The organism is Aerococcus loyolae (assembly GCF_002871915.2).
Taxonomy (GTDB): domain Bacteria; phylum Bacillota; class Bacilli; order Lactobacillales; family Aerococcaceae; genus Aerococcus; species Aerococcus loyolae.
In genome coordinates this window covers 1,846,523-1,872,267 of the sequence record NZ_CP126958.1, presented here as the reverse complement: position 1 = coordinate 1,872,267, position 25,745 = coordinate 1,846,523, and the positions used below count along the sequence as shown (strand labels likewise).

At 31.7% G+C, this 25,745-nt stretch carries 25 protein-coding genes and 2 pseudogenes; 20 read left to right on the top strand and 7 right to left on the bottom strand.

Annotated elements, in window-relative coordinates; translation table 11 throughout:
• Positions 1-15: 15 nt before the first annotated feature.
• Positions 16-129 (bottom strand): hypothetical protein, encoded by a 114-nt coding sequence (locus CJ190_RS08515; protein ID WP_017645383.1) that lies wholly within the window; start codon positions 127-129, stop codon positions 16-18.
• A 355-nt stretch (positions 130-484) separates the two neighbouring features.
• On the opposite strand from CJ190_RS08515, the gene CJ190_RS08510 reads away from it, so the two are divergent.
• From CJ190_RS08510 to CJ190_RS08485, 7 genes and pseudogenes are all read left to right on the top strand, one after another.
• Positions 485-1,111 (top strand): TetR/AcrR family transcriptional regulator, encoded by a 627-nt coding sequence (locus CJ190_RS08510; protein ID WP_000587963.1) that lies wholly within the window; start codon positions 485-487, stop codon positions 1,109-1,111.
• 84 nt (positions 1,112-1,195) lie between these two features.
• Complete coding sequence (locus tag CJ190_RS08505) at positions 1,196-2,077, top strand: ABC transporter ATP-binding protein (RefSeq protein WP_070431247.1); 882 nt, start codon at positions 1,196-1,198, stop codon at positions 2,075-2,077.
• 25 nt (positions 2,078-2,102) lie between these two features.
• Positions 2,103-3,716: an ABC transporter permease gene (locus tag CJ190_RS08500; RefSeq protein WP_048943006.1), complete on the top strand. Its 1,614-nt coding sequence runs from the start codon at positions 2,103-2,105 to the stop codon at positions 3,714-3,716.
• A 550-nt stretch (positions 3,717-4,266) separates the two neighbouring features.
• On the top strand, positions 4,267-4,392 hold the full coding sequence (locus tag CJ190_RS09285; RefSeq protein WP_017771940.1) for an erythromycin resistance leader peptide: 126 nt from the start codon (positions 4,267-4,269) through the stop codon (positions 4,390-4,392).
• Between the two features lie 57 nt (positions 4,393-4,449).
• Positions 4,450-5,181: a 23S rRNA (adenine(2058)-N(6))-methyltransferase Erm(A) gene (erm(A), locus tag CJ190_RS08495; protein WP_000810833.1), complete on the top strand. Its 732-nt coding sequence runs from the start codon at positions 4,450-4,452 to the stop codon at positions 5,179-5,181.
• Between the two features lie 216 nt (positions 5,182-5,397).
• A complete protein-coding gene (locus tag CJ190_RS08490; RefSeq protein WP_001176020.1) occupies positions 5,398-5,922 on the top strand; it encodes a phosphotransferase in 525 nt (174 codons plus the stop codon).
• Positions 5,923-6,206: 284 nt separating this feature from the next.
• Positions 6,207-6,419 (top strand): annotated as a pseudogene (locus tag CJ190_RS08485) (recombinase family protein); the annotation flags it as partial.
• Between the two features lie 399 nt (positions 6,420-6,818).
• Here CJ190_RS08485 and CJ190_RS08480 read toward each other — a convergent pair.
• The gene (locus tag CJ190_RS08480; RefSeq protein ID WP_101562076.1) at positions 6,819-8,150 is read right to left on the bottom strand and encodes a relaxase/mobilization nuclease domain-containing protein; all 1,332 of its coding nucleotides are present in this window, start codon (positions 8,148-8,150) and stop codon (positions 6,819-6,821) included.
• Position 8,151: 1 nt separating this feature from the next.
• Positions 8,152-8,508 carry a plasmid mobilization protein gene (locus tag CJ190_RS08475; RefSeq protein WP_002839242.1) on the bottom strand — a complete coding sequence of 119 codons (357 nt, stop codon included), beginning with the start codon at positions 8,506-8,508 and terminating at the stop codon, positions 8,152-8,154.
• 308 nt (positions 8,509-8,816) lie between these two features.
• Between CJ190_RS08475 and CJ190_RS08470 the strand changes: the two genes are divergently transcribed.
• The 7 genes and pseudogenes from CJ190_RS08470 to CJ190_RS08440 form a co-directional block, all read left to right on the top strand.
• On the top strand, positions 8,817-9,440 hold the full coding sequence (locus CJ190_RS08470) for a TetR/AcrR family transcriptional regulator (RefSeq protein WP_002839244.1): 624 nt from the start codon (positions 8,817-8,819) through the stop codon (positions 9,438-9,440).
• Positions 9,441-9,577: 137 nt separating this feature from the next.
• Positions 9,578-11,296 (top strand): ABC transporter ATP-binding protein, encoded by a 1,719-nt coding sequence (locus tag CJ190_RS08465; protein ID WP_172976488.1) that lies wholly within the window; start codon positions 9,578-9,580, stop codon positions 11,294-11,296.
• The gene (locus CJ190_RS08460) at positions 11,297-13,081 is read left to right on the top strand and encodes an ABC transporter ATP-binding protein (protein ID WP_071152533.1); all 1,785 of its coding nucleotides are present in this window, start codon (positions 11,297-11,299) and stop codon (positions 13,079-13,081) included.
• Entirely contained in the window at positions 13,047-13,628 is a 582-nt protein-coding gene (locus CJ190_RS08455) for an MptD family putative ECF transporter S component (protein ID WP_004835163.1), read from the top strand. Before CJ190_RS08460 ends, CJ190_RS08455 begins: the two co-directional genes overlap by 35 nt.
• Positions 13,628-14,353, top strand: a complete 726-nt coding sequence (locus CJ190_RS08450) for an energy-coupling factor transporter transmembrane component T (protein WP_034439174.1) — start codon at positions 13,628-13,630, stop codon at positions 14,351-14,353. The genes CJ190_RS08455 and CJ190_RS08450 overlap by 1 nt, the downstream gene beginning before the upstream one ends.
• Positions 14,354-14,364: 11 nt before the next feature.
• Positions 14,365-15,810, top strand: a complete 1,446-nt coding sequence (locus tag CJ190_RS08445; protein WP_071152534.1) for an ABC transporter ATP-binding protein — start codon at positions 14,365-14,367, stop codon at positions 15,808-15,810.
• A gap of 67 nt (positions 15,811-15,877) precedes the next feature.
• Positions 15,878-16,063 (top strand): annotated as a pseudogene (locus tag CJ190_RS08440) (sigma-70 family RNA polymerase sigma factor); the annotation flags it as partial.
• A gap of 100 nt (positions 16,064-16,163) precedes the next feature.
• Here CJ190_RS08440 and CJ190_RS08435 read toward each other — a convergent pair.
• The 4 genes from CJ190_RS08435 to CJ190_RS08420 are packed head-to-tail and all read right to left on the bottom strand — an operon-like array spanning position 16,164 to position 18,688.
• Positions 16,164-17,246 (bottom strand): virulence RhuM family protein, encoded by a 1,083-nt coding sequence (locus CJ190_RS08435; protein WP_101562050.1) that lies wholly within the window; start codon positions 17,244-17,246, stop codon positions 16,164-16,166.
• Positions 17,239-17,721: a ligand-gated ion channel gene (locus CJ190_RS08430; RefSeq protein ID WP_071152536.1), complete on the bottom strand. Its 483-nt coding sequence runs from the start codon at positions 17,719-17,721 to the stop codon at positions 17,239-17,241. Before CJ190_RS08430 ends, CJ190_RS08435 begins: the two co-directional genes overlap by 8 nt.
• A gap of 8 nt (positions 17,722-17,729) precedes the next feature.
• Positions 17,730-18,278: an ImmA/IrrE family metallo-endopeptidase gene (locus tag CJ190_RS08425; RefSeq protein ID WP_000062396.1), complete on the bottom strand. Its 549-nt coding sequence runs from the start codon at positions 18,276-18,278 to the stop codon at positions 17,730-17,732.
• An 8-nt stretch (positions 18,279-18,286) separates the two neighbouring features.
• Positions 18,287-18,688: a helix-turn-helix domain-containing protein gene (locus tag CJ190_RS08420; RefSeq protein WP_000852883.1), complete on the bottom strand. Its 402-nt coding sequence runs from the start codon at positions 18,686-18,688 to the stop codon at positions 18,287-18,289.
• A 194-nt stretch (positions 18,689-18,882) separates the two neighbouring features.
• On the opposite strand from CJ190_RS08420, the gene CJ190_RS08415 reads away from it, so the two are divergent.
• The 6 genes from CJ190_RS08415 (at position 18,883) to CJ190_RS08390 (ending at position 25,702) form a co-directional block, all read left to right on the top strand.
• Positions 18,883-19,398, top strand: a complete 516-nt coding sequence (locus CJ190_RS08415) for a hypothetical protein (protein WP_219350625.1) — start codon at positions 18,883-18,885, stop codon at positions 19,396-19,398.
• A gap of 269 nt (positions 19,399-19,667) precedes the next feature.
• Positions 19,668-20,078 carry an RNA polymerase sigma factor gene (locus CJ190_RS08410; protein ID WP_101562049.1) on the top strand — a complete coding sequence of 137 codons (411 nt, stop codon included), beginning with the start codon at positions 19,668-19,670 and terminating at the stop codon, positions 20,076-20,078.
• 541 nt (positions 20,079-20,619) lie between these two features.
• A complete protein-coding gene (locus CJ190_RS08405) occupies positions 20,620-20,775 on the top strand; it encodes a hypothetical protein (RefSeq protein WP_002837550.1) in 156 nt (51 codons plus the stop codon).
• A 100-nt stretch (positions 20,776-20,875) separates the two neighbouring features.
• A complete protein-coding gene (locus tag CJ190_RS08400; protein ID WP_101562048.1) occupies positions 20,876-22,546 on the top strand; it encodes a recombinase family protein in 1,671 nt (556 codons plus the stop codon).
• Entirely contained in the window at positions 22,546-24,216 is a 1,671-nt protein-coding gene (locus tag CJ190_RS08395; protein WP_101562047.1) for a recombinase family protein, read from the top strand. Before CJ190_RS08400 ends, CJ190_RS08395 begins: the two co-directional genes overlap by 1 nt.
• On the top strand, positions 24,209-25,702 hold the full coding sequence (locus tag CJ190_RS08390; protein WP_101562046.1) for a recombinase family protein: 1,494 nt from the start codon (positions 24,209-24,211) through the stop codon (positions 25,700-25,702). The genes CJ190_RS08395 and CJ190_RS08390 overlap by 8 nt, the downstream gene beginning before the upstream one ends.
• Positions 25,703-25,745: the final 43 nt, after the last annotated feature.

Genomic DNA, 25,745 nt, shown 5'->3' with positions numbered 1-25,745 from the left:
CGTTTTAAATATATTTCATATATTTTTTGACCACTCTACTGTATCTTCCATCCGATAACTTTTCTCCCTAGACATATCCATAATATGGGCCCTATGAGCAAGTCTATCAACGATAGCCCCAGTAAGCATAGAATCTTTAAAAACCTACTCCCATCTTTCAAAGTTCAAATTCATTGTTAAAATTATTGATTCCTTATCAATTCTAGATGATAAGAGTTTAAGGAATCTCACATCCTATCTTATCAAATGAAACATAATCAGGCTTTGAGGTGAATTTACGTAAAGAGCAATGCTAAAGCTTAAAAAATACCTATCTAACAAAGGTGAATTTTTATTTTTATCATATTATGTAGATGGATGTAAATGAATATTATTTTTAAGTATATGTTATTTTTAATTGCTTCATTTCATATTGACTAGATCGGTCAATTTTGATATACTCTAAATGACTAGTTGGGTCATCGGTTTATAAAGAAAGGTGGTTTTGATCATTTATTCAAAATTTAATAACTTAAAACCAGAAAAACAAAAGCAAATTATTAACGCAGCTATAAAAGAATTTGTTCGAAATGGTTTTGAAAAAGCATCTACTAACGAAATTGTAAAAAGAGCTAATATTTCAAAAGGCTCGCTGTTTAACTATTTTAACAGTAAAAAGGATCTTTACTTGTACTTGATTGAGTATAGTAGTAAAGCAATCGTGAATCTAAATGAAGAAATTGATTTGTCTGAAACTGATTTATTTAAAAGAATCGAAAGAGTTGCTTTACAAAAGTTCTATGTTCAACAAAAGTACCCACAGGCATTTGAATTCTTGGCATCAACTAAACAAGAGGAGTCTGTAGAAGTAAAGGATATCATTAAACAAAGGCTCAATCCAATCTATAATCAAGCCATAAATAAATTATATAAAGACATTGATTACTCTAAATTCAGGGAAGGAGTTGATATTGAAAAAGCAATTGAGATTTTGAATTGGACGATGTTTGGTGTAGGAGAGAAAGGACTAAAGGAATTGTTTACCTTTGATGATATTGGTAGATTTGGAGAGAAATATCTAGAAGAGTGGAACGTTTATGCCGAATTACTGAAATATAGCTTTTATAAATAAAACTAAATTAAAGGTGTATTGAAATGAAAATATAATAGCTTTAGATTTTTATCTAAAAAAATTTTAAAGGAGTGTGTCTATATTATGACCGATATAGTAAAAGTACAAGGATTACAAAAAAAGTTTGGTAAATTTCAAGCATTGCGTGACGTTTCGTTCACGATAAAATCGGGGGAAGTGGTTGGGTTTATTGGTCCTAATGGTGCTGGGAAATCTACAACTATTCGTGCACTATTAGGAATTATAAAACGTGATGCTGGTATTGCCGAGATATTCGGTAAGGATGTTTGGAAGGATAGCTTTGAAATTCATAAGCGAATTTCTTATGTCCCTGGAGATGTTGCCCTTTGGGAATCTTTAACGGGAGGAGAAATTATCGATCTCTTCATTAAATTACATGGTAGTGGAGATAAAGAAAAGCGCGATTATTTAATTAAACGTTTTGAATTAGACCCTAAGAAAAAAGCCAAAGGATATTCAAAAGGAAATCGTCAAAAAGTTGGATTGATTGCAGCATTATCTGTTGATTCTGATTTATATATTTTTGATGAACCAACATCTGGTCTTGATCCTCTAATGGAACAAGTTTTCCAAGAAGAAGTTGAAAAAATTAAAGCATCTGGTAAAGCTATTTTATTGTCCTCCCATATTTTAAGTGAGGTAGAACGATTAGCAGATAAGGTTGTAATTATACGCCAAGGTGAAATTGTTGAAACTGGAACCCTTGATGAATTACGACATTTAACTAGGTCTACTGTCACTTTAGTGACAAGTGGAGACGTATCAAAAATGGCTTTTGTAGATGGAGTACATGATTTTGTTCAAAATGATAGCCAAGCAACATTCTCTGTCGATAATCAATATCTCAATAGTATTTTAATTGAAGCTAGCAAATTAGGTGTCACAAGGTTTGAATCTATACCGCCAACACTTGAAGATTTGTTTATGCGTCATTATGAAAGCTAAACCGTGGGAAGGTGGAAAAATTATTATGAAAGAAAAATTTGCTCGTTGGGACACATTGTTTTTACAGTATTTAAAACGAGATTGGAAAAAAATTATTATATGGGTATTGGGACTTGGCATGTTTTCGGCTGGATTTGTTCCAGCTTTCAAAGAAATAGCAAAAGGGCAAGGTTTAGTCGGAATGTTCGAAACTTTGAAAAACCCTGCAATGATATCTATGGTAGGGCCGACTCCAGTTGAAACAGGAGCTGATTATACCTTAGGAGCAATGTATGCAAATGAAATGTTGTTGTTTTGTGGTTTGTTTGCGATGATAATGTCTATTTTACACGTGATAGGTCATACTCGTAAAGAAGAAGATCTTGGCCTTAATGAGCTACTGCGTTCCTTTCAAATAGGTCGTCAAGCAAATTCTCTTGCAGCAATAGCAGAGATAGTCTTTATCAATGTTATACTAGCACTTTTTATTGCAGGAGTAATGATAAGTTTCGGTGCCGATACGATTTCTATTTTTGGTTCCGTGTTATACGGGGCATCAATTGGAATGGCAGGGATTATTGGTGCTGGGATTGCTCTAATAATGGCACAAATTATGCCCACGTCATCGGCTGCAACAGGATCATCATTAGGAATTGTAGGATTACTATACATTGTTCGTGCTGGAACAGATATCTCCAATGTTGACTTATCTATGATGAATCCTTTGGGCTGGACATATTTAACTTTTCCTTTTACAGATAATAATTGGTTTCCACTTATTTTTGCTTTAATTTTCAGTATAATAGTGGTGTTCATAGCTTTTTCACTTGAAGGTGGCCGCGATATGGGGGCTGGATATTTACCGCAAAGAGAAGGGCGTGAAAGTGCAAAGCAGTCTTTGCTGTCCGTCCGAGGATTATTTATAAATATTAATAAAGGTGTCATTATTAGTTGGTTAATCGCATATGTTGTTATGGGTGCTGCCTATGGTTCGATTTATGGAGATATGCAGACATTCCTAGAAAGTAATGAAATGATGAAACAAATGTTTTCTCATACAGGATTTTCTATTGAAGAATCATTCACAGGCACAGTTATGATGGTTTTGATTGGTTTAGTTTCCATTCTACCAATTGCGATTGTAAATAAACTCTTTTCTGAAGAAAGACGATTACACTTAAGTCAGATTTATGCAACAAAAGTAACCCGCAGTCAATTATATTGGACTAGTATAGGGTTATCGATATTAAGCGGATTATTAGGAGTTTTATTAGCAGCAGGTTGTCTTGGAGGTACTGCTATCTCTGCGATGGGGAATAGCGGAGAGATGGATATAGTTGACTTTTTTGCTGCTGGCTTTAACCTTTTCCCTACTGTTTTATTCTTTATAGGTCTGGCAGCGTTAGCTCTTGGATGGGCACCTAAACTAGGTAAAATAGTGTATATTTATCTTACATTCTCTTTTTTATTAAATTTTTTTAGCGGCTTAATAGACCTCCCGGAATGGTTTTTAAATACTGCTATACAAAGTTGGATGCCTCAAATGCCAATGGATGATTTTGAAGCATCAGTTTTTCTTACAGTTACTATAATTAGCATTGCTTTAATAGTAATAGGTTTCTTGGGGTATAGTAGAAGGGATATGAATGAAGGAGCTTAAATTGATTGAATAGTAAATAGTGTAATCTAATGATTTAAATTCTTGTGTTGTAGGTTTTAACATTAGTCGATGAAAGCAATTAAATTTTATTATTACAGTTTCATATATTTGATAAGGATAGAAGTATTCTAAACTAGAATTATATTTCGATTCTTTTGGCGACCATTAGAAAGCTAGTCGTTATGTTCCCACGAACGTACAAATTAGTCGATATGTTCCCATATACAACAGTTTCGCTAAAAATCATAAATACATCAATTCTATCAACTCGTCCCACGTTGAAGCAGCAATTCTGATGACGTATTGTGGTTTGGACAAGGAATAATAGGAGTCAACCACAACATGTAGTGGTTTGAGTACGAAAATTGGGTCAAAAACAGGCTAAAAAATACCGTTTTTTGACCCTTTTAAATAGGGCATTTGACAGATGACATTTGATGTTTCGGGATTAAAAATCCATAGGGTGAGGTAGATTAGCACAGAACTTTATTGAATAGAGAAATTAAAAGTGATATAATCAGTTGCATAAGGAGGAGTTAAATATGTGTACATGTATTGCAGTAGTAGATATTACTTTATCTCATTTATAATGAAAAAAATTAAAGGAGGTAAAGGTATGGGTATGTTTTCTATATTTGTTATTGAGAGATTTCATTATCAACCAAACCAAAAATAATTGGTTATAATGAGCTCTTAAGATTAGTTCATTATAACCGGCAAGGAGAAGGATATAATGAAACAGAAAAACCCGAAAAATACGCAAAATTTCATTACATCTAAAAAGCATGTAAAGGAAATATTAAAATATACGAATATCAATAAACAAGATAAAATAATAGAAATTGGGTCAGGAAAAGGACATTTTACCAAGGAACTTGTGGAAATGAGTCAACGGGTGAATGCTATAGAGATTGATGAAGGTTTATGTCATGCCACGAAAAAAGCAGTTGAACCTTTTCAGAATATAAAAGTTATTCATGAGGATATTTTGAAGTTTAGCTTTCCTAAAAATACAGACTATAAAATATTTGGTAATATTCCCTACAATATTAGTACTGATATTGTAAAAAAGATTGCTTTTGATAGTCAAGCGAAATATAGCTACCTTATTGTAGAGAGGGGATTTGCTAAAAGGTTGCAAAATACCCAACGAGCTTTGGGTTTGCTGTTAATGGTGGAAATGGATATAAAAATTCTTAAAAAAGTGCCACGAGCATATTTTCACCCTAAGCCTAATGTAGATTCTGTATTGATTGTACTTGAAAGGCATAAACCATTTATTTTAAAGAAGGACTACAAAAAGTATAGATTTTTCGTTTATAAATGGGTAAACAGGGAATATCATGTTCTTTTTACTAAAAATCAATTAAGACAGGTGCTGAAGCATGCGAATGTTACTGATCTTGATAAATTATCCAATGAACAATTTTTGTCTGTTTTCAATAGTTACAAATTATTTCAATAAATTAAAAATAATTAAGCGTTCTCTAACTTTAAGAGAACGCTTAATCTTATTACATTGAAAAATGCATTCTATTATTTTCAATTATTATGATATAACATAACTATCATTTTACTTATTTGCATATTTGCACGAAAATATAGTTATCGACGACTATTCTGATAATAGCAACTAATATAGTCAATGATAACTCAAAATTTATTGATATAGTAGGTATATGTGCAACTAATTAGGGAAGATTTTAGCTTGCCATTTCTGAAACAGCTAAAACAAGTATTGCGTAAAGAATGCGCCAGTCTTCCCATGGACTTAAAATGCTTGCTTGGGGCACACATAAAACCCCTTGAACAATCTATTGACAGAGTTGAAGGACTGTCGGAGATTCTAAGACGAAGTAATCCTAAAATGGCCCTATGCCATACAGATATTCATAATTGGAACTTGATGCAACGGGATGAGCAGTTAGTTCTAATTGACTGGGAAGGCTTGAAATTGGCTCCAGTAAAAGCTGATCTCATGTTTTTTGTTGATAAGCCATATTATGATGTATTTATGAACATATACCTGAAATTACACAAAGATTTTTTAATCAATACGGATGCTTTGTTATTCTATCATATTAGACGTAAACTAGAAGATATATGGGAGTTTATTGAACAACTTTTATATGACAATCAAGAGGATAAGGAAAGAAATGAAACTATAAAAGTTCTTGATGGTGAACTGAATAACTTAGTGTTTTGAAAAAAGAATAACGTATTATTAAGCTAAATAATATTGGAGAAGAAAATGAATAAACAAGAATTATATCAAATTGCTTTCAGTATAATTAATCATAAAAAGTTACGGAACTTTGGAACTTCAGGGCATGTGGAGACGGTGGTATTGATGTCAAGGAAAATAAGATAATAGGCTATAAAAGTGTTGAAATTAATGGTTTTTGGGGTTTTAGAAGAAATCCTAAAAGCCATTTTTCTATTTAGATAAATATCTTAATTATAATTAAAGAATAAATTGAGGATCAAGAACCTCAATATTATATAGAAAATAGCCACGAAGCGATCATACCAAAAGAAATCTTCATGCAAGTCTAAGAAGAAATGGATAGACGAGCTAATATGGTAAGTGGCAAAGGGAAAAGAAGAATCTATTCCAGTAAATACGCCCTTTCAAGTATTGTCTACTGCTCTATATGTGGGGATATTTACAGGAGAATAGCATGGAATAATAGAGGAAAGAAAAAAACAAGTTATTTATAGTGTTAAATTACCAACACTCTTATTACTTCCTATGTAATGTTTACAGTTCTAGTATCATAACTTGTTCAATTAGAGGATTTAAACAGCTTTTTGTGGGCTGTTTTTTCTTTTATAAAAAATGATATAATAAATTATGAGATGCGTATTTATTGCTTATTCTCACATGCTTGTCTGTCCAATTATTGGACTAGTAGGTTTAATACTTGGGGTAAGGGAAAAAGATAGGTTTTTTATGGCATTAAATGTCCTTTTTATCTTATTACTTCCTATAGCAATGTTTGCTAGTCATCTAGTAGGATCTCTTTAAGTAAGATAATAAGTTTAGAATAAAAATTTGTAAATAATTTTAAAAAAGCTATAAGTTTATCCGCTTATAGCTTTTTATCTCTCCACTTCCTTTCCATAATAATTTTCATAGTTTTTCCTATACTGAACAAGGTCAGAAAATTGTTCTTTATTCAAAGAATACTCTTGCATAAGGGTGTTCTTTTTTTCTTGCAATTTATCGAGATTTGATAGTATTTCTTTTGTGCTTGGAAGCTTTTTATAGTTTTCTAAAATTTCTTTAGCGGCTATTTTATAAACAGAAAGTTCACTATAATATTCTTCTGCAAATTGCTTATCTTCAGGATTTTTCTTGTGGTATTTATAGATTTCACGATACTTATTTATAGTATTTATATTTTCCATATCTTGAGATAAGCTCCTCATTTCAGCTTCAAATTTCTTTATTTTATCTAACAAGTCTTGTCTATCATCAGCAGATTTTTTGATTAGATCATCAAGCTGGGTAATTGAATTAATTCCTTGTTCTCTTAATTTAATTATTGAATCTGCCATTGTTTTGATATTATGTTTTCTTGTCCAGACTTCGTAACCTTTAGAGGATTGTGCTTTTTCATTAGTAGATATATCAATAACATTTCCTACACGCTTTTTAGTAGGATTAGCTTTATTTTTAATTGCTAAATCTATTCTTTCTTTGATTTTTTCTTCAGTATAATCTTCTCCGATAGTCTTAGCTCTTGTAAATCTTTGCTTATCTTTATGGCGAAAAGCAATATGTTTACCAAATTTAATTTCATAATCAAGAGATTCCATATTTTCTAAAAACTCTTCCCAAGATTTAGACTTATTAATCATTCTATCTATATCAAATTGCAGTTTAGACTTCCAAGAATTGTCTTTCTTGTTTTGATCATATTCATACCAGGATTTACCAGCAGTTTTATATTTTCTTTTGTAAGCTTCATAGTATTCATCAATAACTGAAAGCTTATTTTCTTTACATAATTCATCACTTTGATACCTGATTTTATGGTAAGTTTTTTTGTTAGATTGGTAGCATTTACCAGTCTTGTAATTAACGTTATTAAAAATAACATGGTTGTGGATATGCCCTCTATCTATATGAGTTGCAAGAACAAACTCATAATCATCTTTTAAAATTTTCTTACATAATTCCATTCCAATTTCGTGAGCTTTTATAGGATCAACCTCTCCTGGTAGAAAAGATTGGATTAAATGCCTAGCTAAAACTGTACCTTTAGTATCATTGTCTTCTCGTGTTTTCATAAATTGAATATGGGCAGTAGATGGATGACAGTTAAATGAAGAGACTAAGATTTTTTCATCAGTTTTTTCACTCTTAGTTATATAATCTATTGCCAAATTTAGAGTTGATTTTATAGGATGTATTTTTGTAATTGCCATACTAATCACCAGAACTTTCTTTTGATTTATTAAGAAGTAGGGAATGGATCTGCCATATTTCTTTTGATAAATTTTCTATCTGTTTATTCATTGATTCGATTTCATTCTTGTAAATAACACCAGTTGTATTAGTAGCTTTTGCAATCTGGTTTATGTTATTTGTTACATTCGAAAGTAGCCATTGTAGGTTTCTAAATGGTTCTAAATCTACAACATAAATTTCTTTTTCTAATACACATTTTCTAAGAAAATGGGACATAGTTTTGCAGTTTGCAAGTTTCATTTTCTTTTCAAAGATTTCTTTTTCTTCATCTGTTAAATATATTTTGAGTTGATTATTTCTTTTTCTATTATCCATGGTATATCTCCTTATCATAAAATATTGGGGTCTTAGGGTTCTCCCTAACAAGGTAAAATTGATAAAAAAAGAAGCAGTCCATAAAGGTTCTGCTTCATCAATTTTTCGTAAGTGGGTACTCACTTACTGTGCTTGCTATTAAAGTTATAAGCGTTAAGCCTGTATTTAATTATTAGTAATTATATCATAATTAAGTATGATTTTCTACTGTTCCTATTGACAAAAATAAGATAAGAGTATATAATGATAACTAAGTTATCTATATGCCGCAAACTTATAAATTTAGCCGTTAGTAAAGGAAGTGGGATATGACAGAAATTACTGGTTATGATTTAACACATAAAAAGATTATGGATAGTGGTAAAGTTAATTTTTTAAATGATGGCTATGAACGAGCTAATTTAAGAAAAATTTGCAAAGATGCTGGGGTTACAACTGGTGCTTTTTACAGGCATTTTAATGATAAAGAAGATTTATTTATCAGTTTAGTTGATCCATTGGCAAACGAACTTTTGGGTTTTTATAGCAAGTTTGAAGAGGAATCTTTTCAAAACATAGAAAAAAATTGTGGAGAAGATTTATCAAAAATTAACATTGAAGGGTCAATTGAATCTGCATTATATATGTTTAGCAAAAAAGATTTATTTAATCTTTTAATATTTAAATCATATGGTACGAAATATGATAATTTTATAGAGCTTCTTGTGGAAAAGGAAGATATAAACAGACATAAAGCGTTTCAGATTATTTCAAAGAAAAAGAATATAAAATCAGAAGTCCCTAAAGATGCAATGCATTTGTTAAACCATGCCTATATTAATGCATTGTGTGAAATTATAATGCATTCTCAAACAGAAGAAGAAGTAAAGTTAAACACAAGAATAATTTCGAAATTTTTTTATGATGGATGGGAGAAATTGAGAGGTTTTTAAATATAAGGGAAAGGGTATTAAACACCCTTATATTTTTAAAGTAAAGATAACTAAGTTAGCTAATATAGTTATCTATAATATGGAGGTGTTAAAGATGAAAGAAAAAAGGAAAGGAGATTCCATTGAAAAATAATTATATGAAACGCCTATGGCAGCTGGCAGAAGGAGAACATAAAGGCCTCAAGCTTTCCATTTTCTTGGCAGTTATTGGGGTTCTTTTAGGTATGTTGCCTTATTTTGGCGTAAGCAAAATTGTTTATGGTTTGTTTGTTGGAAATAAAGATTTTTCCTTCTACCTACCTTGGTGTTTTCTAATCTTGATTGGCTATTGCTTAAAACCAATTTTTTACGCCAAGGCCTTGGCAGAGTCCCATAAAGCAACCTTCTCTGTTCTAAGAAATGTACGAATCATGCTTTTGGAAAAGCTGCCTAAAATGCCTCTTGGTACGATTATTGATACCCATAGTGGTGATTTAAAGACAACCATTGTTGATCAAGTAGAAAAAATGGAACGACCTTTGGCTCACTTATTGCCTGAGATGACGGCGAATATTTTAGGGCCTGTATCCATCTTCATCTATCTATTAATTTTAGATTGGAGAATGGCTTTATTGTCACTCGTTTCAATTCCGGTAGGTATGTTTTTTATGTCATTAATTATGAAAGGTTATGCAGAAGATTATAGTAAGTCGGTTGCGACCAATACCGAAATGAATAAAACAATTGTTGAGTATGTTGGCGGAATTGAAGTGATTAAAACTTTTAATCAAGGCGAAAAATCCTATGGGAAATTCACCGATAAAGTGATAGCTAATGCTTCATTTTATTATCATTGGATGAAAAAATGTCAAATGCTGGTGTCCTTATCCAAGAACATTTCACCAACAACTTTGATTACGGTATTACCTGTTGGTTGGATTATGTTTATTAATGGAAGTTTAGAGATGTCAACCTTTATTACGACCATCATTCTTTCTCTTGGTATAGCCGGTCCCTTACTAGCTGCTATTAACTTTGTCGATGCCTTAGCTCAAACAGGGACAACTGTCGGACGAATTGATGAAATCTTAAATGGGACAGAACAAGTTCATCGTAGAGAAAGAGTTCATTTAAAAAATCATGACATTGCTATCAAGAATCTACATTTCTCCTATGAATCAGGAGAAGAAGTTATTAAAGGAATCGATATGGTAATTCAAGAGCAAAGTTTAAATGCCTTTGTTGGGCCAAGTGGTTCAGGAAAGTCAACCATTGCCAAGTTAATTGCTGGTTTCTGGGACGTAGAACAGGGAGAAATATCGATTGGCGGAATTAATTTATTCAATATTCCACTTGAACAACTCTATGATTTAGTTGCTTTTGTTTCGCAGGATATTTTCCTTTTTAACGATACCATCATGGAAAATATTCGAATGGGCAAGCCTTCGGCTAGCGATGAAGAAGTGATTGAAATTGCCAAAGCTTCTGGTTGCCATGATTTTATTATGTCTTTAGAGCATGGATATCAGACCAAAGTAGGGAGTGGAGGAAACCATTTATCAGGCGGTGAAAAACAGAGGATCACCATTGCTAGAGCCATGATAAAAGATGCTCCAATTATCATATTAGATGAAGCGACGGCTTATATTGATCCTGAAAATGAGCAAGTTTTACAAAAAGCAATTAATAAGCTTATTCAGGGAAAAACTATCATTATGATTGCTCATAGGTTATCAACAATAACCAATGCAGACCAGATTTATCTCATCGATCATGGCAAACTTGTAGCAAGTGGCAATCATGAAGAACTTCTTAAAGAAAATAAACTTTATCAAGCCATGTGGGAAGCACATATCGGTGGAAAGGAGGTGGCTTAGATGTTAAGTGGACTTCGAAAGATATGGGCATTTGCAGATAAGGAACGAATAAATTTAAACAAGTCTGTTATTTTTGAATTTGTGTATGCCATCTTCAATATGTTGCAAATAGGAGCCATTTACTTTGTGCTTCAAGCCTTGGTGACAAAAGATTTTAATTCCTTTATAGCACTGAAGGTTTTTCTTATGTTGTTGGTAAGTATTGTTGGAAGGTCTTCTGCCAACTATTTTGCTCAATTAGATCAAACGCATGCTGGGTATTTTATGGTAGCTAATCGAAGAATAAGTATAGGAAAAATGCTGAAGACGGTTCCAATGGGATTCTTTAATGAAAATAATATTGGAAAAGTGACTGGTGTTTTAACAACTGTTCTAGATGACGTTGAGAATACAGCTCCTATGGTTTTAGTTGTTATGATGAGTGGCTTCATTAACTCATTTGTGTTCACCCTGATGATTTTATTTTTCGAGTGGAGAAATGGGCTGATTGTTATAGCAGGAACGGTTTTATATCTATATATTACTTCTGTCATGGAAAAAAAGTCGAGGACACTTGCTCCAAAAAGGCAAGAGGCACAATCTCTTTTAGTAGAAACGATCTTGGAATATATCCAAGGAATGCCGATCATTAAATCCTTTAATTTAACAGGAAAAGGGGACCAAACCGTACGCTCGGCACTAGAAGAAAGTCGCTCAGCCAATCTAGCCTTGGAGAAATTATTTACACCCTATACCATCGGGCAAGAGCTCGTTTTAAGAATTTCCAGTGTTGCCATGATTGTCCTTTCACTTTATTTTTATATCAATGGCACCATGGATTTATTGAAAGCAATTATGTGTATCATCATGTCATTCCTGGTGTTTGCAAGTATTCAATCCGCAGGATCCGCCATGGCGACATTAAGAGTTGCAACAAGTTCTATAGAACAAGTAGAAACAACAGAAAATATGCCTCAGATGGATATTGAGGGCCAGAAGATTACGCCTCATCATACAGATATTGAATTCAATAATGTTAGCTTTTCTTATGATAAAATACCTATTTTAAGGGAGGTTTCCGTTCATATTCCGGAAAAGGCTATGACAGCCATTATTGGACCAAGTGGATCTGGTAAGAGCACCATGTGTTCGCTTATTTCTAGATTTTGGGACGTGGATCAAGGCAGCATATCGATTGGAGATGTCAATATTAAAAACTACACGCTTGAATCCTTAATGGATTTAATTAGCACCGTATTCCAAAATGTTTATCTTTTCCAAGATACCATCGAAAATAATATAAAATTTGGCAAACCACAAGCTAAGAAGGAAGAAGTCATAGAAGTGGCAAAAAAAGCCCAATGCCATGACTTTATTATGAATTTGCCAGAAGGCTATCAAACCATCATAGGCGAAGGCGGCACATCTCTTTCAGGCGGAGAAAGACAAAGAATATCAATAGCAAGGGCTATGATAAAAAATGCCCCGATTATTATTTTTGACGAAGCTACAGCAAATGTTGATCCAGAAAATGAGGATAAACTTCAAGAAGCCATAGAAAGTTTAACAAAAAACAAAACGGTTATAATGGTTGCTCATAGGTTAAAGACTGTTAAAAATGCGAATCAGATTATAGTTCTTAAAGACGGAAAATTAGAGGAGGTGGGGAAACATGAAGATTTAATTAGAAAAGAAGGCACTTATAAGAAATTTATAGAAGCAAGAGAAGAAACAGAAAGCTGGAAGATTAAACAAAATAAGGAGGATTTCAATGAAGAATCGATTAACAGCAAAGGATTTAATTAACGTAGGAATTTATACAGCTATTTATTTAGTCATATTTTTCGTAACAGGAATGCTAGGGGCTGTGCCAATACTTTATCCTACCATATTTATATTAATCCCAATATTAACAGGTATTCCATTTATGCTATTTCTAACCAAGGTAGAAAAGTTTGGAATGGTATCTCTAATGGGAATCATTTTAGGAGTATTTTGGTATTTTATGGGTTACACTTGGTTAGCACCAGCCGTGTATATTCCAATGGCAATTATTGCTGATGTAGTTATGAATACTAAAAAGTATAAAAGTTTTAAAGTTAATACAATAGGATTTTGGTTGTTTTCATGTGCTGAGTTAGGCTGTCAGATGCCAATGTGGGTTATGGCAGATACCTATATGGAAGGAGTAAAACAACAAATGGGTGAGCAATTTGCGACCGATTTAGCGAAATATATGCCACCATGGATGGGAATTGCTGCAATTGGCATCATGTTTGTTGGAGCAGTGATAGGTGCTAATCTAGGCAAGAAAATGTTGAAAAAACATTTTGAAAGAGCTGGAATTGCTTAATGGAGGCTTATAAAACTTATGTTCCCCCAATAAAGAAAGGCTTTTATTTAGATCCGAGAACAAAAATATTATTTATGGTATTCATTAGCACTATAATGTTTTTTGTCTATGACAATATAGGTATAGATATAGCGATAGTTTCTATCGCTATATTCTTGCTTGTATCTAATAAAAATTACAAAGCTGCAACCATATATGGAATTTTATTTGTTTTGGCTGTTATTTCAAGCAAAACTAAAAATATGTATGAATTACCATCCATATTAAACATGATTAATGTATTGCTCAACTCATTAGTCATAAGGCTTTTTCCTATTTTCATGATGGGATACTATACGATTAGTTCCACCAAACCAAATGAATTTATAGCAGCTATGGTAAAGTGGAAAATTCCAAATGCGTTTATTATTCCTGTTTCTGTAGTATTTCGTTTCATACCTACTCTAAAGGAAGAAAATAAGGCTATATCAAATGCTATGCGAATGAGGGGGATACGATTTAATAGTAAAAAAACAAAAGCCAATCCATCATTGTTTTTAGAGTACAGAATTATCCCGCTCCTGTTTTCTGTTGTCAAAATAGGTGATGAACTTTCTGCATCAGCATTAACAAGAGGATTAGATAATGTTAAAGGCAGAACGAGCCTTGTTGAGGTTAAATTTAGCAAATATGATTTTTTGATTTTTCTATTGATTATAGGATTGATAGTTTGGTCTTTAGTATGAGGGGGAAAGAGATGATAAAATTTAACAATGCTAGCTTTACCTATAAGAGCAAAGAAAGACAAGGTGGCGTTTTTAATATAAGTTTATCCATTGAAGAAGGAGAATTTGTGCTACTAACAGGTGAGTCTGGATGTGGGAAAACTACTCTTACGAGACTAATTAATGGCCTTTCCCCTGAATATTATACTGGAGATTTACAAGGTGAAGTGGAGATCAATGGAGAAAAAGTAGGACAAACTAGCATTCAATCACTTTCAAAGGTAGTCGGCTCTGTATTTCAAAACCCAAAATCACAATTTTTCAATGTGGATTCTACAAGTGAAATAGCTTTTGGACTTGAGAATATGGGTGTTGATAGAATGGATATGCTTGACAGGATAGGAAAGATAGCTTATGCATTAAACATTCATGAACTGTTAGATAGGAATCTATTTAATTTATCAGGTGGTGAAAAGCAAAAAATTGCTTGTGCATCTACAGCTGTGATGGAAGCCCCTATTTTAGTTTTAGATGAGCCTTCATCAAATTTAGACATTGAAAGCATTGATGATTTAAAAAATATACTTAAATATTGGAAACAACAAGGCAAAACAATTATCATAGCTGAACATAGGTTATATTATTTAATGGACTTGGTCGACCGAGTTATTTATATGAAAGATGGTCGAATTAGCAAGGATTATAGCATTGAGGAATTTAAGGATATTTCAGACAAGAAGTTGCACGAGATGGGATTAAGATCTTCTCATATTCCTAAGTTTGAGAGTAAAGACATTGAGTATACCAATGAAATAGCACTTGATAATTTTTGTGTATATTACAATAAAGTGGTTGGATTAGAAATCAATCATCTAGATCTTCCTAGAAAACATATAATAGGAATTCTTGGGAAAAATGGTGCTGGAAAATCTACCTTTGCCAATTGTCTGTGTGGTATTGCAGAAGAATCAACAGGGATAATGACCTTAGAAGGAAAAAGCTACGATAGCAAAGAAAGGCTTGAGATTTCTTATATGGTCATGCAAGATGTGAATAACCAACTCTTTACAGAGAGTGTCAAAGAGGAAATTTCAGTTAGCCTTAGTTCAGATGAAATAAGTGGACAAGTAGATGAGATTTTAGCTCAATTAAATTTGTTGGAATTAAAAGAGCTCCATCCCATGTCGCTATCTGGAGGACAAAAGCAAAGAGTAGCTTTAGCTAGTGCCCTTGCTTCAAATAGTCGCATACTAATATTAGATGAACCTACCTCTGGTCTGGATTATCATAATATGTTAGATGTGGCTCAAAGTTTAAAGCAGATGAAAGATAAAACTATTTTCCTCATCACTCATGATCCTGAATTACTAAAGGAGTGTTGTGATTATTTTATTTTTTTGGAAAACGGATATGTGGAATGGTCAGGAAACTATACTGAAGAAAATATTCACAAATTAAATGATTTCTTTAAAACATAAAGATAAAAAAAGAATGTAAGAAACATAAATGACAAAATAATATTACCTTTATGTCGGTGGGCGAAAAATCAAAGTAAGCGAGCAGATATACAAAGTCTACTGGCAAGAAAGAGAACATGAAAAATATTTAGAGCAGGTAGACAAGAAAAAACACTTGCTCTTTTTTCCCCTAAACCATGATGGGAATTTTGAAGATAATCTAGAAAAAAATGTTGATGTAGAAAAAGTTGTAGCCACACAAATGAAGATTAAGAATAAAAAATGTATCAACCCTTACCCTTTAATCAGGATTTAGGTTGATACACAAAATTATTTACACTTCCGCCCCTTATAAGCGTTAATCGTATATTAAGTTATTTTTCTAAATCTTTAGTATTATCTTCAAGCTCTAAGAACTTATCAAAATCACTTTTGTAGAGTCTATCTTGTATAATTCTATATTTTTCAAACTCACTCTCTGCGTGTTTTTTAGCAAGAGCTGCAGATACTTTTCCTGCATCGTTTAAGATTTCTTTATCCCATAATTGTAAAAATCCATTCAATCTTTTTTCCCAATCTTCCATAGTCATAGGGATATGTCTTTCTGCTTGTAGTTCTGCCATGTCCAAATAAGATGAAACAATTCTTTGCATTTGATTTAATTCTTCTTCGTTTAGATAATTTTTTGCAACGACTACATCATATTTATGAATTTTTGAATCTGGAGAGCCTTCCCAAGTTGTAAGTCCCATATTCTTAGTTTTGTGATTGGCTCTATCTACAATTAATTCGGCTGCAGTTTTTCCATGAATGGCATAGTGTAATTTGTTTTGAATAGCTGCAAAAAACCTTTTTGTTGCTTTTGCAGATGGGTCATAGTCTAAAGATGTGGCATAAATATCTGTGATTTTTTGATAGAATCTTCTTTCAGATAATCGAATCTCACGAATTTTTACAAGTAATTTTTCGAAATAATCCTTGGTAAGTTTTGTGCCAGAGTTTTTGAGTCTTTCATCATCCATTGCCCAACCTTTAATTGTAAAATCTTTTACAATTTGGTTTGCCCACTTTCTAAATTGGACGGCACGTTCGTTATTTACTTTAAAGCCTACTGCAATAATTGCTTGCAGATTATAGTGTTTTGTTCCCCTTGAAACATTTCTAGAACCTTCTTTTTGAACTATTAGGAAATTCCTAATAGTTGCTTCTTCTTGTAATTCACTATCGGCATAGATTTTTTTAAGATGTTCATTTATTGTGGCTACACTAACATCATAAAGAGCTGCCATCATCTTTTGAGTTAGCCAAATATTTTCATCTTCATATCTAATTTCAATAGCTTCCTGGTCATCACCATTTGCTGCAATAAATGTCAAGTATTCAGCAGCAGAAGATCTGATTTGAAGTTCTTTTTTTTTCTGATTTTCGTCTTTATTTTTATCCATTTCTTTACTCATAAGTCCCTCCAAGTATAAATTTCATTCTACCTTTAAACACTGGAATACTAATCAAGAATACAATTAAATAATGTATAAAGGAATTTATCATCATACTTTTTGTTATTGGTAATTGATGATAAGTTTGACCGATTATTTTAAAAGCGGCTAGGGTGTTTGTTATAAAATCAAGTGCCAACCATAGGGCGACTGATGATCCTATAAAAGCAATTATATAGTTTAAAAACCTGCTAACCTTTGGTAGCTTTTGATTTATTAAAACTAGCAATATTCCATAAATTATTACTACTGTAATTGAAAGGGGAATAGCTAATTTGTTATCTAGTTTATCTTTTATGGATATATAAAATCCTAAACCTACAACTATAAAATCAATCAAAAATGCTGAGATTTTTACAGAGTAGGTAGTGATGAGATAGTAGAAAACTATTCCAGAAAGGATTAATAAAAAATATCCTGCAATAAAAATTCCCATAGAGTCTCCTAATAATAATCATCATGTTCAGGGCGATAGTTTTTAAGAAAATCTCCCTGAGGAGTATTAACATTAATTGGTTTATTAAACTTGCCCATTTTTGCTAACTCAGAAATTTTTAGATTTAGTAAATTTATATCTACACCTAACTTTCCAGCGATTTCATAATCACATACTTGATCATTGATATTATCAAAGACATCTTCATCACTTATTAATAAATGAGCTGCAAAAATATTTGCTTCAGTTTCAAATTTATTTGTAGGGTTTAGCACTGTCTGGTCATGAAAAGCTCCACCACTCATACAATAATCTCTGTGTAGTTGATCGTGACCTAATTCGTGTGCTAATATCGTCTTTCTATTAAAATTTGTGTTACTACTTATAAAAATAAATCTGTTCCTTTGAATATAATGGTACATTCCTAAAAGTATTTTTGTTTCAGGTAGATATACCAGGTTAATATTCAAAGCTTCTATTAATTCGATAGGATCTCGTGTCTTATATTTTTTTATAAGTCGATTAACCTTATCATATATATAGCGATTCATGCTCATAAAATCACCTAATCTTTTTTCTTACGACCGTATTTCTTGTTTTCTCTTTTAGCTTCCCAATAAGCACGAGTAATAGCTTCAAAAGCAGCATCTTTATCTTCGTCAGAAATTTCTCCACCAGCAAATAAAGAACTTAGACCTTCTGTTAATGCTCTAGCTTTTTCTAATTCTTTTTTGCCACCCATGTTATAAACTCGATTTAAAAACTCGTCACTTTCTTCTAGAAGATAATTGTAATCACAGTCCATAACTTCAGCTATTTTTTTGTAAACCTCGACATCTCTTGGGTATCTTTCTCCGTCTTCATAATGTACAAGAGTTCTTGTACTTATTCCTATCATCTTTGCAAAATCTGCTTGACTTAATTTTTCTTTTTCACGAAATTCCTTTAATCTATCCGCAAAAGCCATAACTTTAACCTCCTGTACTAATGTGCATTTATAACTTTTAATACGAACAATAGTGCTTGAATTATTTTTCAATTTGAGATATAATACAAACTGAACTTATATTCGTATTATAGCACAAACATTCAGGTTTGTAAATAAGTTGTATTGGGGTGATTAGATTGAGAATAAGTAAAACTTTAAAGAATATAATGAACTTGTATGCAGATAGCAACTTGAAATTTGAAGAAATTAGTTCAGCTGCAAAACTTATTTTAAGTTTATATAGACAAGTTACCTGGGCAGTAGATAGCAGGGCAAATTTTATGATGTTTGAGAGTAAAGAAAACTATGGATCAACTTCAGAATCTGCTTACTTGTATCTTTCTACATTTGCTCCAGAAAAAGTTGAAGAAAAGTTTAACAATAGAGTTTCCAATGTAATGGATAGTAAGCTTATGCTTTTAATAATTTATGACGCCTGTGTTAGGTTAAAAGTTTATCCAGAGTATGGAGAAATCTATCATAAGATTATTTATAACTACTACATTGCTGAAAAAAAGATTACTGATGAAGCTTGTATGAGAAATGTATCTTTAGAGAGAACCGTTTATTATCAAAGAAAAAAGGAAGCAATTGCATTGGTTGGTGTAATAATTTGGGGATATACTATACCGACTGCTATTAGTCAACTTGAAGACGGTCGTAGCATTGAAGAAATAATGAACATCTAAGAAATTAATTTATGACGAACTTATTGCGTACTATTTCCGAATGAAAAAAGTACCATATACGAATTTTATGTGTACTTAAGTGCATATATAATATCCATGATGGGTGGTTTGCACCTAAATTTAATATTGGCATTTATTGACCGAAAGAATTTATTTTCTTTCGGTCTTTTTTTATGCCCAGGAGAATATATGCATAGAATTAGAAGTCCTCCTTGTGTGAATTTCATTTTCAAACAAAAGAAATTCATGTCAACAAGGAGGAAAAATTAATGGACAAAGAATATTATTTATTTGTAGAAGGGAAGAAAGTAGTTGTTAGCAAGGAAGTATATCTTGCTTATCATAGTGAATTAAATAAAGAGAAATATCAAATAAGAAGAGACAGGTTAAATAACTGTTTCTTTTTTTGTTCCTACAATCATGATGGAAACTTCGAAGAAAATTTGGAAGATCTGGAATTTGATGTTGAAAAAATTATCGAGACAAAGGAAATGATTGAAGAAGTAAGAAGAGCTATTTCTAAACTCAACCCTGTTGAAAGGGATTTGATAGAAAGTCTTTTTTATAAAGAAGAAACAATTAGAGATGTAGCTGCTAAACTGAATATTTCTCATCCAGCCGTTATTAAAAGGCGTAATAAAGTCTTAGAAAAACTAAAAGAAATGCTAGAAGACTTTTAGATGACAGTTACCAAAAGGGTCTAGTTTTCACTGTTACTTATGCAGTGGGAATTGGACCTTTTTATTTAACTAAATTTATTTTTGAAAATTGGTTACCAAGAAAGACTTCTTTTCACTGTTAAGTATAAGAGGGTGATTTTAACAATTTTGTTTCATCAAGATAAGTATTTTCTGATGGTCAAATATTAAAAAGATTAATAGCTCTCGATAAATTTTGAACCTTAACAATTGAATAGACCAAGACAAGACATTAATCATTTTTGGAGCGTGATAACCTATCCGCCAAGATTTTTCTGCTGGATAATTCGGCAAAACAAGTACTGCTAAGCTAAAAGCAAGGGAAGAAGAAAGGGAGCGATAAGTAAGAGTTTGAATATAGGGAGGGATACCCTATTCGCTATGAAGAAAATGAGGATAATGATACTTCTAAGGTTGAAGCCGGCTCATCCTGAACAGAGGCGGAGGTGAGATTCCTATGTTGTTAATCCAAGGCACTTGTCAATGTCAAAAAACTTAAATTTTATATTGTGAGGTAAAACCTATGAATACAAAAGAAAAGAAGAAATATAAACCTAAAGAGCAAATATCAAAAGAAGATTATTCTAAAAAAATTACTTACACTCAAAGTGATAAAGAGTCCCTCGACTTACTAGATATTGTTGAGCTTTATTTATGTAGAGCTTGTATAAGACTATAAGCTGGGGTGCTGACTTAAAAACTTGGGTGCGGTAAAATATAAGTGGTAGAAGAACTCCTTAATGACTATTTGCCCAAATACAAATTAAGGAGGTTTTGTGATGGAAAAATTTGCTTGTATGTATCTTCGTTTATCGAGAGAGGATGGAGATAGCACAGAAAGTAATTCTATTTCAAATCAAAGACAGATTATCAAATCATATGCAAAGGACAATGATTTTAAAGTTGTTGCTGAATATGTAGACGATGGCTTTTCGGGATCTAATTTTGACAGACCAAAATTTAAGAAGATGATTCAAGATCTTGAAGAGAAGAAGTTCAAAACAATTATTGTGAAGGACTTATCCCGTTTTGGGAGGGATTATATCGAATCAGGTAAATATCTACAAAAGATATTCCCAGAAAAAGGTATAAGATTTATATCCGTAAACGACAACTATGACAGTGAAAATGCAGATGTAAGCGATACACACTTAATTCTTCCGATAAGAAACTTTATTAATGATTCTTATTGTAGGGATATTTCTATGAAGGTTAAATCTTCTAAAGAAATTAAAAGAAAGAATGGTGAATTTATTGGTGCATTTGCTCCTTTTGGTTATAAGAAGGATAGCAAAAACAAACATAAGTTAGTCGTTGATACAGAAGTTTCACACATAATTGAAAGAATCTTTAATATGAAGATAGACGGTTATTCATCTAAGGCTATTGCAGATTTTTTAAATAGCATAGGTTGTGTAACACCATCTAAGCATAAAGAAAATTCTGGCGATAATCATACCACTGGTTTTATTGTTAAAGACTCTAAATGGGACGCAAAAATGGTCAATAGGATTATTACAAACAAGGTCTATATAGGAGTGCTTGAACAAGGAAAAACTAGAAAACTAAATTACAAGTCTAAGAGAGAAGTAGAAGTAAATGAAGAAGATTGGATTGTAATAAACGACACTCATAAGCCTATTATTTCAAAAAGCATTTATGCTTTGGCTAATAAGATGATGCTACGAGATGTAAAACAATCGGCAGATATACCACATATTTTATCAGGAATGCTTTATTGCAAAGATTGTGGATCTTCAATGGTTAGAAGAAAGGTTAAGTCCAAGAATGGATATAATATTTTTTATATTTGTTCTCACTATAATAACAAAGGAGATTGCACAAGACATAGTATAAAAGAAAACTATCTACTGGATATGACTCTTTTTGCACTTAAAGATTATTTGCAAAATTATAATGAACTACTAAGTCAAGTTAATAAGTTAGATGTATCGAAAGTAACATTTAACATAGATTTTGAAAGCTTAAACTCAGAAAAGAGAAAGTATGAAAGACTTAGACAATCTTTATATATGGACTTAGAAGACGAACTTATAACTTCTGAAGAGTTTGAAAGATTTAGAAAAAATTATCTTATTAAAATCAGGGAAATAGAGAAACAAATTGCTACAAAGAAAAATATACTTGCCAACTTGCAAGAAAAGATGAAAAAAAAGGACAGTTTGGTTTCCGAAATTGTTCCCACTGATTTAAGCAGTCTAAATAGACTAACAATTGTATCTTTTATAGATAGAATTGAAATCGGAGAAAACAATGAGATTAATTTTGTCTTTAATAATTTGGAAACAGTTAACTTACTGAAGACCCTTATAAAAGAAGAAAGTGAAAGCAAGTCCGAAGTAAAAAAGAATTTAATTTCAATAAATAAGGTCTTTGGAAATGCTCCTGAAAATAAGACTCCAATGCAATTAGCTGGAGGTGTTTTATAATGGCAAGAACTTCCAAAAGATATATTGAAAAGAAAAGTGAAAAGACAGAAAGAAAAGTCTTTAAGGCCGGAATTTATACAAGACTATCTAACGAAAGAACAGAAGAGTGGAGAGAAAAATCATATTCAATAGAAACTCAAATACTGTCTTGTAAAGAATATGCATTAAAAGAAAATATAGATGTTTTAGAAGTTTACACTGACTATGAATATAGTGGAACAAACTTTGAAAGACCATCATTTCAGAATATGATGCAAGATATTAGGGATAGAAGAATCAATTGCATTATTATCAGAGATTTATCAAGACTTGGAAGAGAATATCTCGAAATGGGAAGATTGATTGATAAAGTTTTTCCATTTTTAGGTGTTAGATTTATTTCAGTTAATGATAAATTAGACACAGTCAAAGAAACAGATTCAAAGAAATCTTTTGAGGTTACTCTTAAAAATATTATCAACGATATGTATGCTAAGGATATTTCAGTTAAGATAAAGACCTCAAAACACAATAGAGCAAGAAATGGATACTTTATTGGATCTGTTCCACCTTACGGGTACAAGATTAAAAAATCTAAAGAAGGTCAAAAGCTTGTAATTGATGAAAATGTTAGATTTATTGTGGAAGAGATGTTTGATTTGACTCTTCAAGGCAAAAGCCAATATGAAGTCGCAAAGCATTTTAATGAAAAAGGCTATGCTCCTGGAATGATTTACTATAAAACTGGGAGAGTTTACAGACAAGATGATGATCCTGAATGGAATAAAGGGACAATTTCAAAAATGCTTACAAACCCAGCTTATACGGGGACTTTAGTACAAGGAGTTAAGCAACAAAATCTTGCAAAAGGAATTAAGCAACATTTTGTAGATGAAAGTCAGTATATAATTTGTGAGAATGCACATGAAGCAATCATTTCTAAGGAAGTTCACGAAAGAATCTTACGAGAAAGACAAGAAAGAAAGAAAAATCATGTTTTCAGTTCGCCAATGCACAATTTTGAAAATAGGGACTATGAGAACAGATTTAAAGGTCTTGTAATCAATAATAATACTGGCAAAGAACTTAATAGAAGAACTCGTATCTATGGTAAGAATAGAGATAGACTTTACTATTCATTTCAGAATGAGAGATTTAGTGGAAGTATAAAACCCGAAAAATCAGTATTCATTATGGAAAGAGATTTAGATCAGGCTATTAGTGATAAAGTTTCTGAGTTTATTATGAAGACAACTAGCAAGACAAAATTTATAAATCGAATTAAAGCTAGGTTTAATAAAGCGACAGATACTTTTAAGAAAGACATTGAAAATCTTAAAAGAAAAAATATAAATGAAGAAAATATCATTCAAAGAGCCTATGAAGAATATAGTCTAGGTAAGATTGATAGAGATGAGTATATATTAAGAAGAGAGATTGCTCAAAGTCATATGTCTACATTTGATAACGAGATTTCAGCAATTGAAGTTAATATATCAAAGCTTAAAAAAGAAAGATTAAAATCAACAAAATGGATAAATGATTTATATGCTTCAAAGAATTTGGAAAAGCTACCTGGCGATTTAATCCATAGCTTAATTGAAAAAATAATAGTTTATGATAAACACGAATTTGAAATAGTCTTTAAATTCAATATAGATAATTTGGTAGGAGGAACAGACGATGAGTAAGATTGCTCTTTATATTAGATTATCCGTTGAAGATATGATAAAGACTGATGAAAGTGAAAGTATCATAAACCAAAGAGCATATCTAAACGATTATCTCGACAAGAATGAAGAATTTAAGAACTTCACAAGAGAAGAATATGTTGATGACGGATATTCTGGAACAAATGAAAATAGACCAGCCTTTCAAAGAATGCTGGAAGATGTAAAGAAAAATAATATCCAGACGATAATTGTAAAAGACTTGTCCAGATTTATGAGAGATTATATAACGCTTGGAGATTATCTTGAAAATATATTTCCATTCCTTGGAGTAAGATTCATTGCCATAAATGATGGCTATGATAGTAACAAAGAAAAAGGAAATGGAACAGATTTAGATATTCAATTCAAGGGACTATTATATGATTTCTACACAAAAGATATTTCTGAAAAGGTAAAGTCATCTATGACTACACTTAAAAAACAAGGAAAGTTTTTAGCTTGGAGTCCACCTTTAGGATACATGAAAGATCCTAATGATAGACACAAAATCATAGTTGATGAAGAAACAGCTTGGATAGTAAAGAAGATTTTTAAACTTGCACTTGATGGTATATCTTCAAGAAATATAGCTAAGATATTGAATGAAGAAAAGATACCAACACCATCAAAAAGAAAGAGTGAATTAACCAATCTTGATTTTGAGTATTCAATTATTAGGACTGCGAAAAAACCTAGACCAACTTGGACTAATGGAAATGTAATAGATGTATTAGCAAATGAAAATTATACTGGAACTTACACTTTCAATATGCAAGACAAGTCAGTTTTAAATCCATCTTCTTTTAAATTCAAACCAAAAGAAGAATGGGGAAGAGTTGAGAATAACCATGAAGCTATTATATCTAAAGAAGACTTTGAAAAAGTTCAAAAAATTAAAGAGAAGAATCTGTTTATGAAAGGTAAAAATACCGATTATGAATGGAGAAAGAAATCTCCACTACAAGGTTTTGCAAAATGTCCAACCTGTAATCACATTCTAGGATGTACTCAATCAAAACACAAAAGACCTGATGGAAGCCTTAGAGTACACACATATTTTACTTGTAGGATATGTAAGTGTAATAATGTAAAACATAAGAACTCAAGAGCAGGAAGCCTTGAAGAGCAAGTATTTGAATCAATAAAAGAAAAATACGGTTTAGAAGATCCAATCAAGGATGAAAAAGTAAAAGTTAAACCTATGGAAAAATCTATCGAAGATCTTGAAGCTAAAAAAATGCAAAGTTTTGAGAAGTATAAATTGGGCAAGATGAATAGACAAAAATTCATTGACTCTAAAAATTCGATAGATGAAGAAATACAAGCAATAAAAGAAAAAATAAAAAAAGCAAAAGAAGAAAAAGAAGTAATAGACAACACTAAACTTACCAGAGAATTGATGGAAAAATATATAGACTCAGTATTCTGTGAAGGAAACGAAGTGTTGAACATAATATGGAAATAGCAAAGGGAGTGAGCAATCACTCTCTTTTACATTACATAACTAT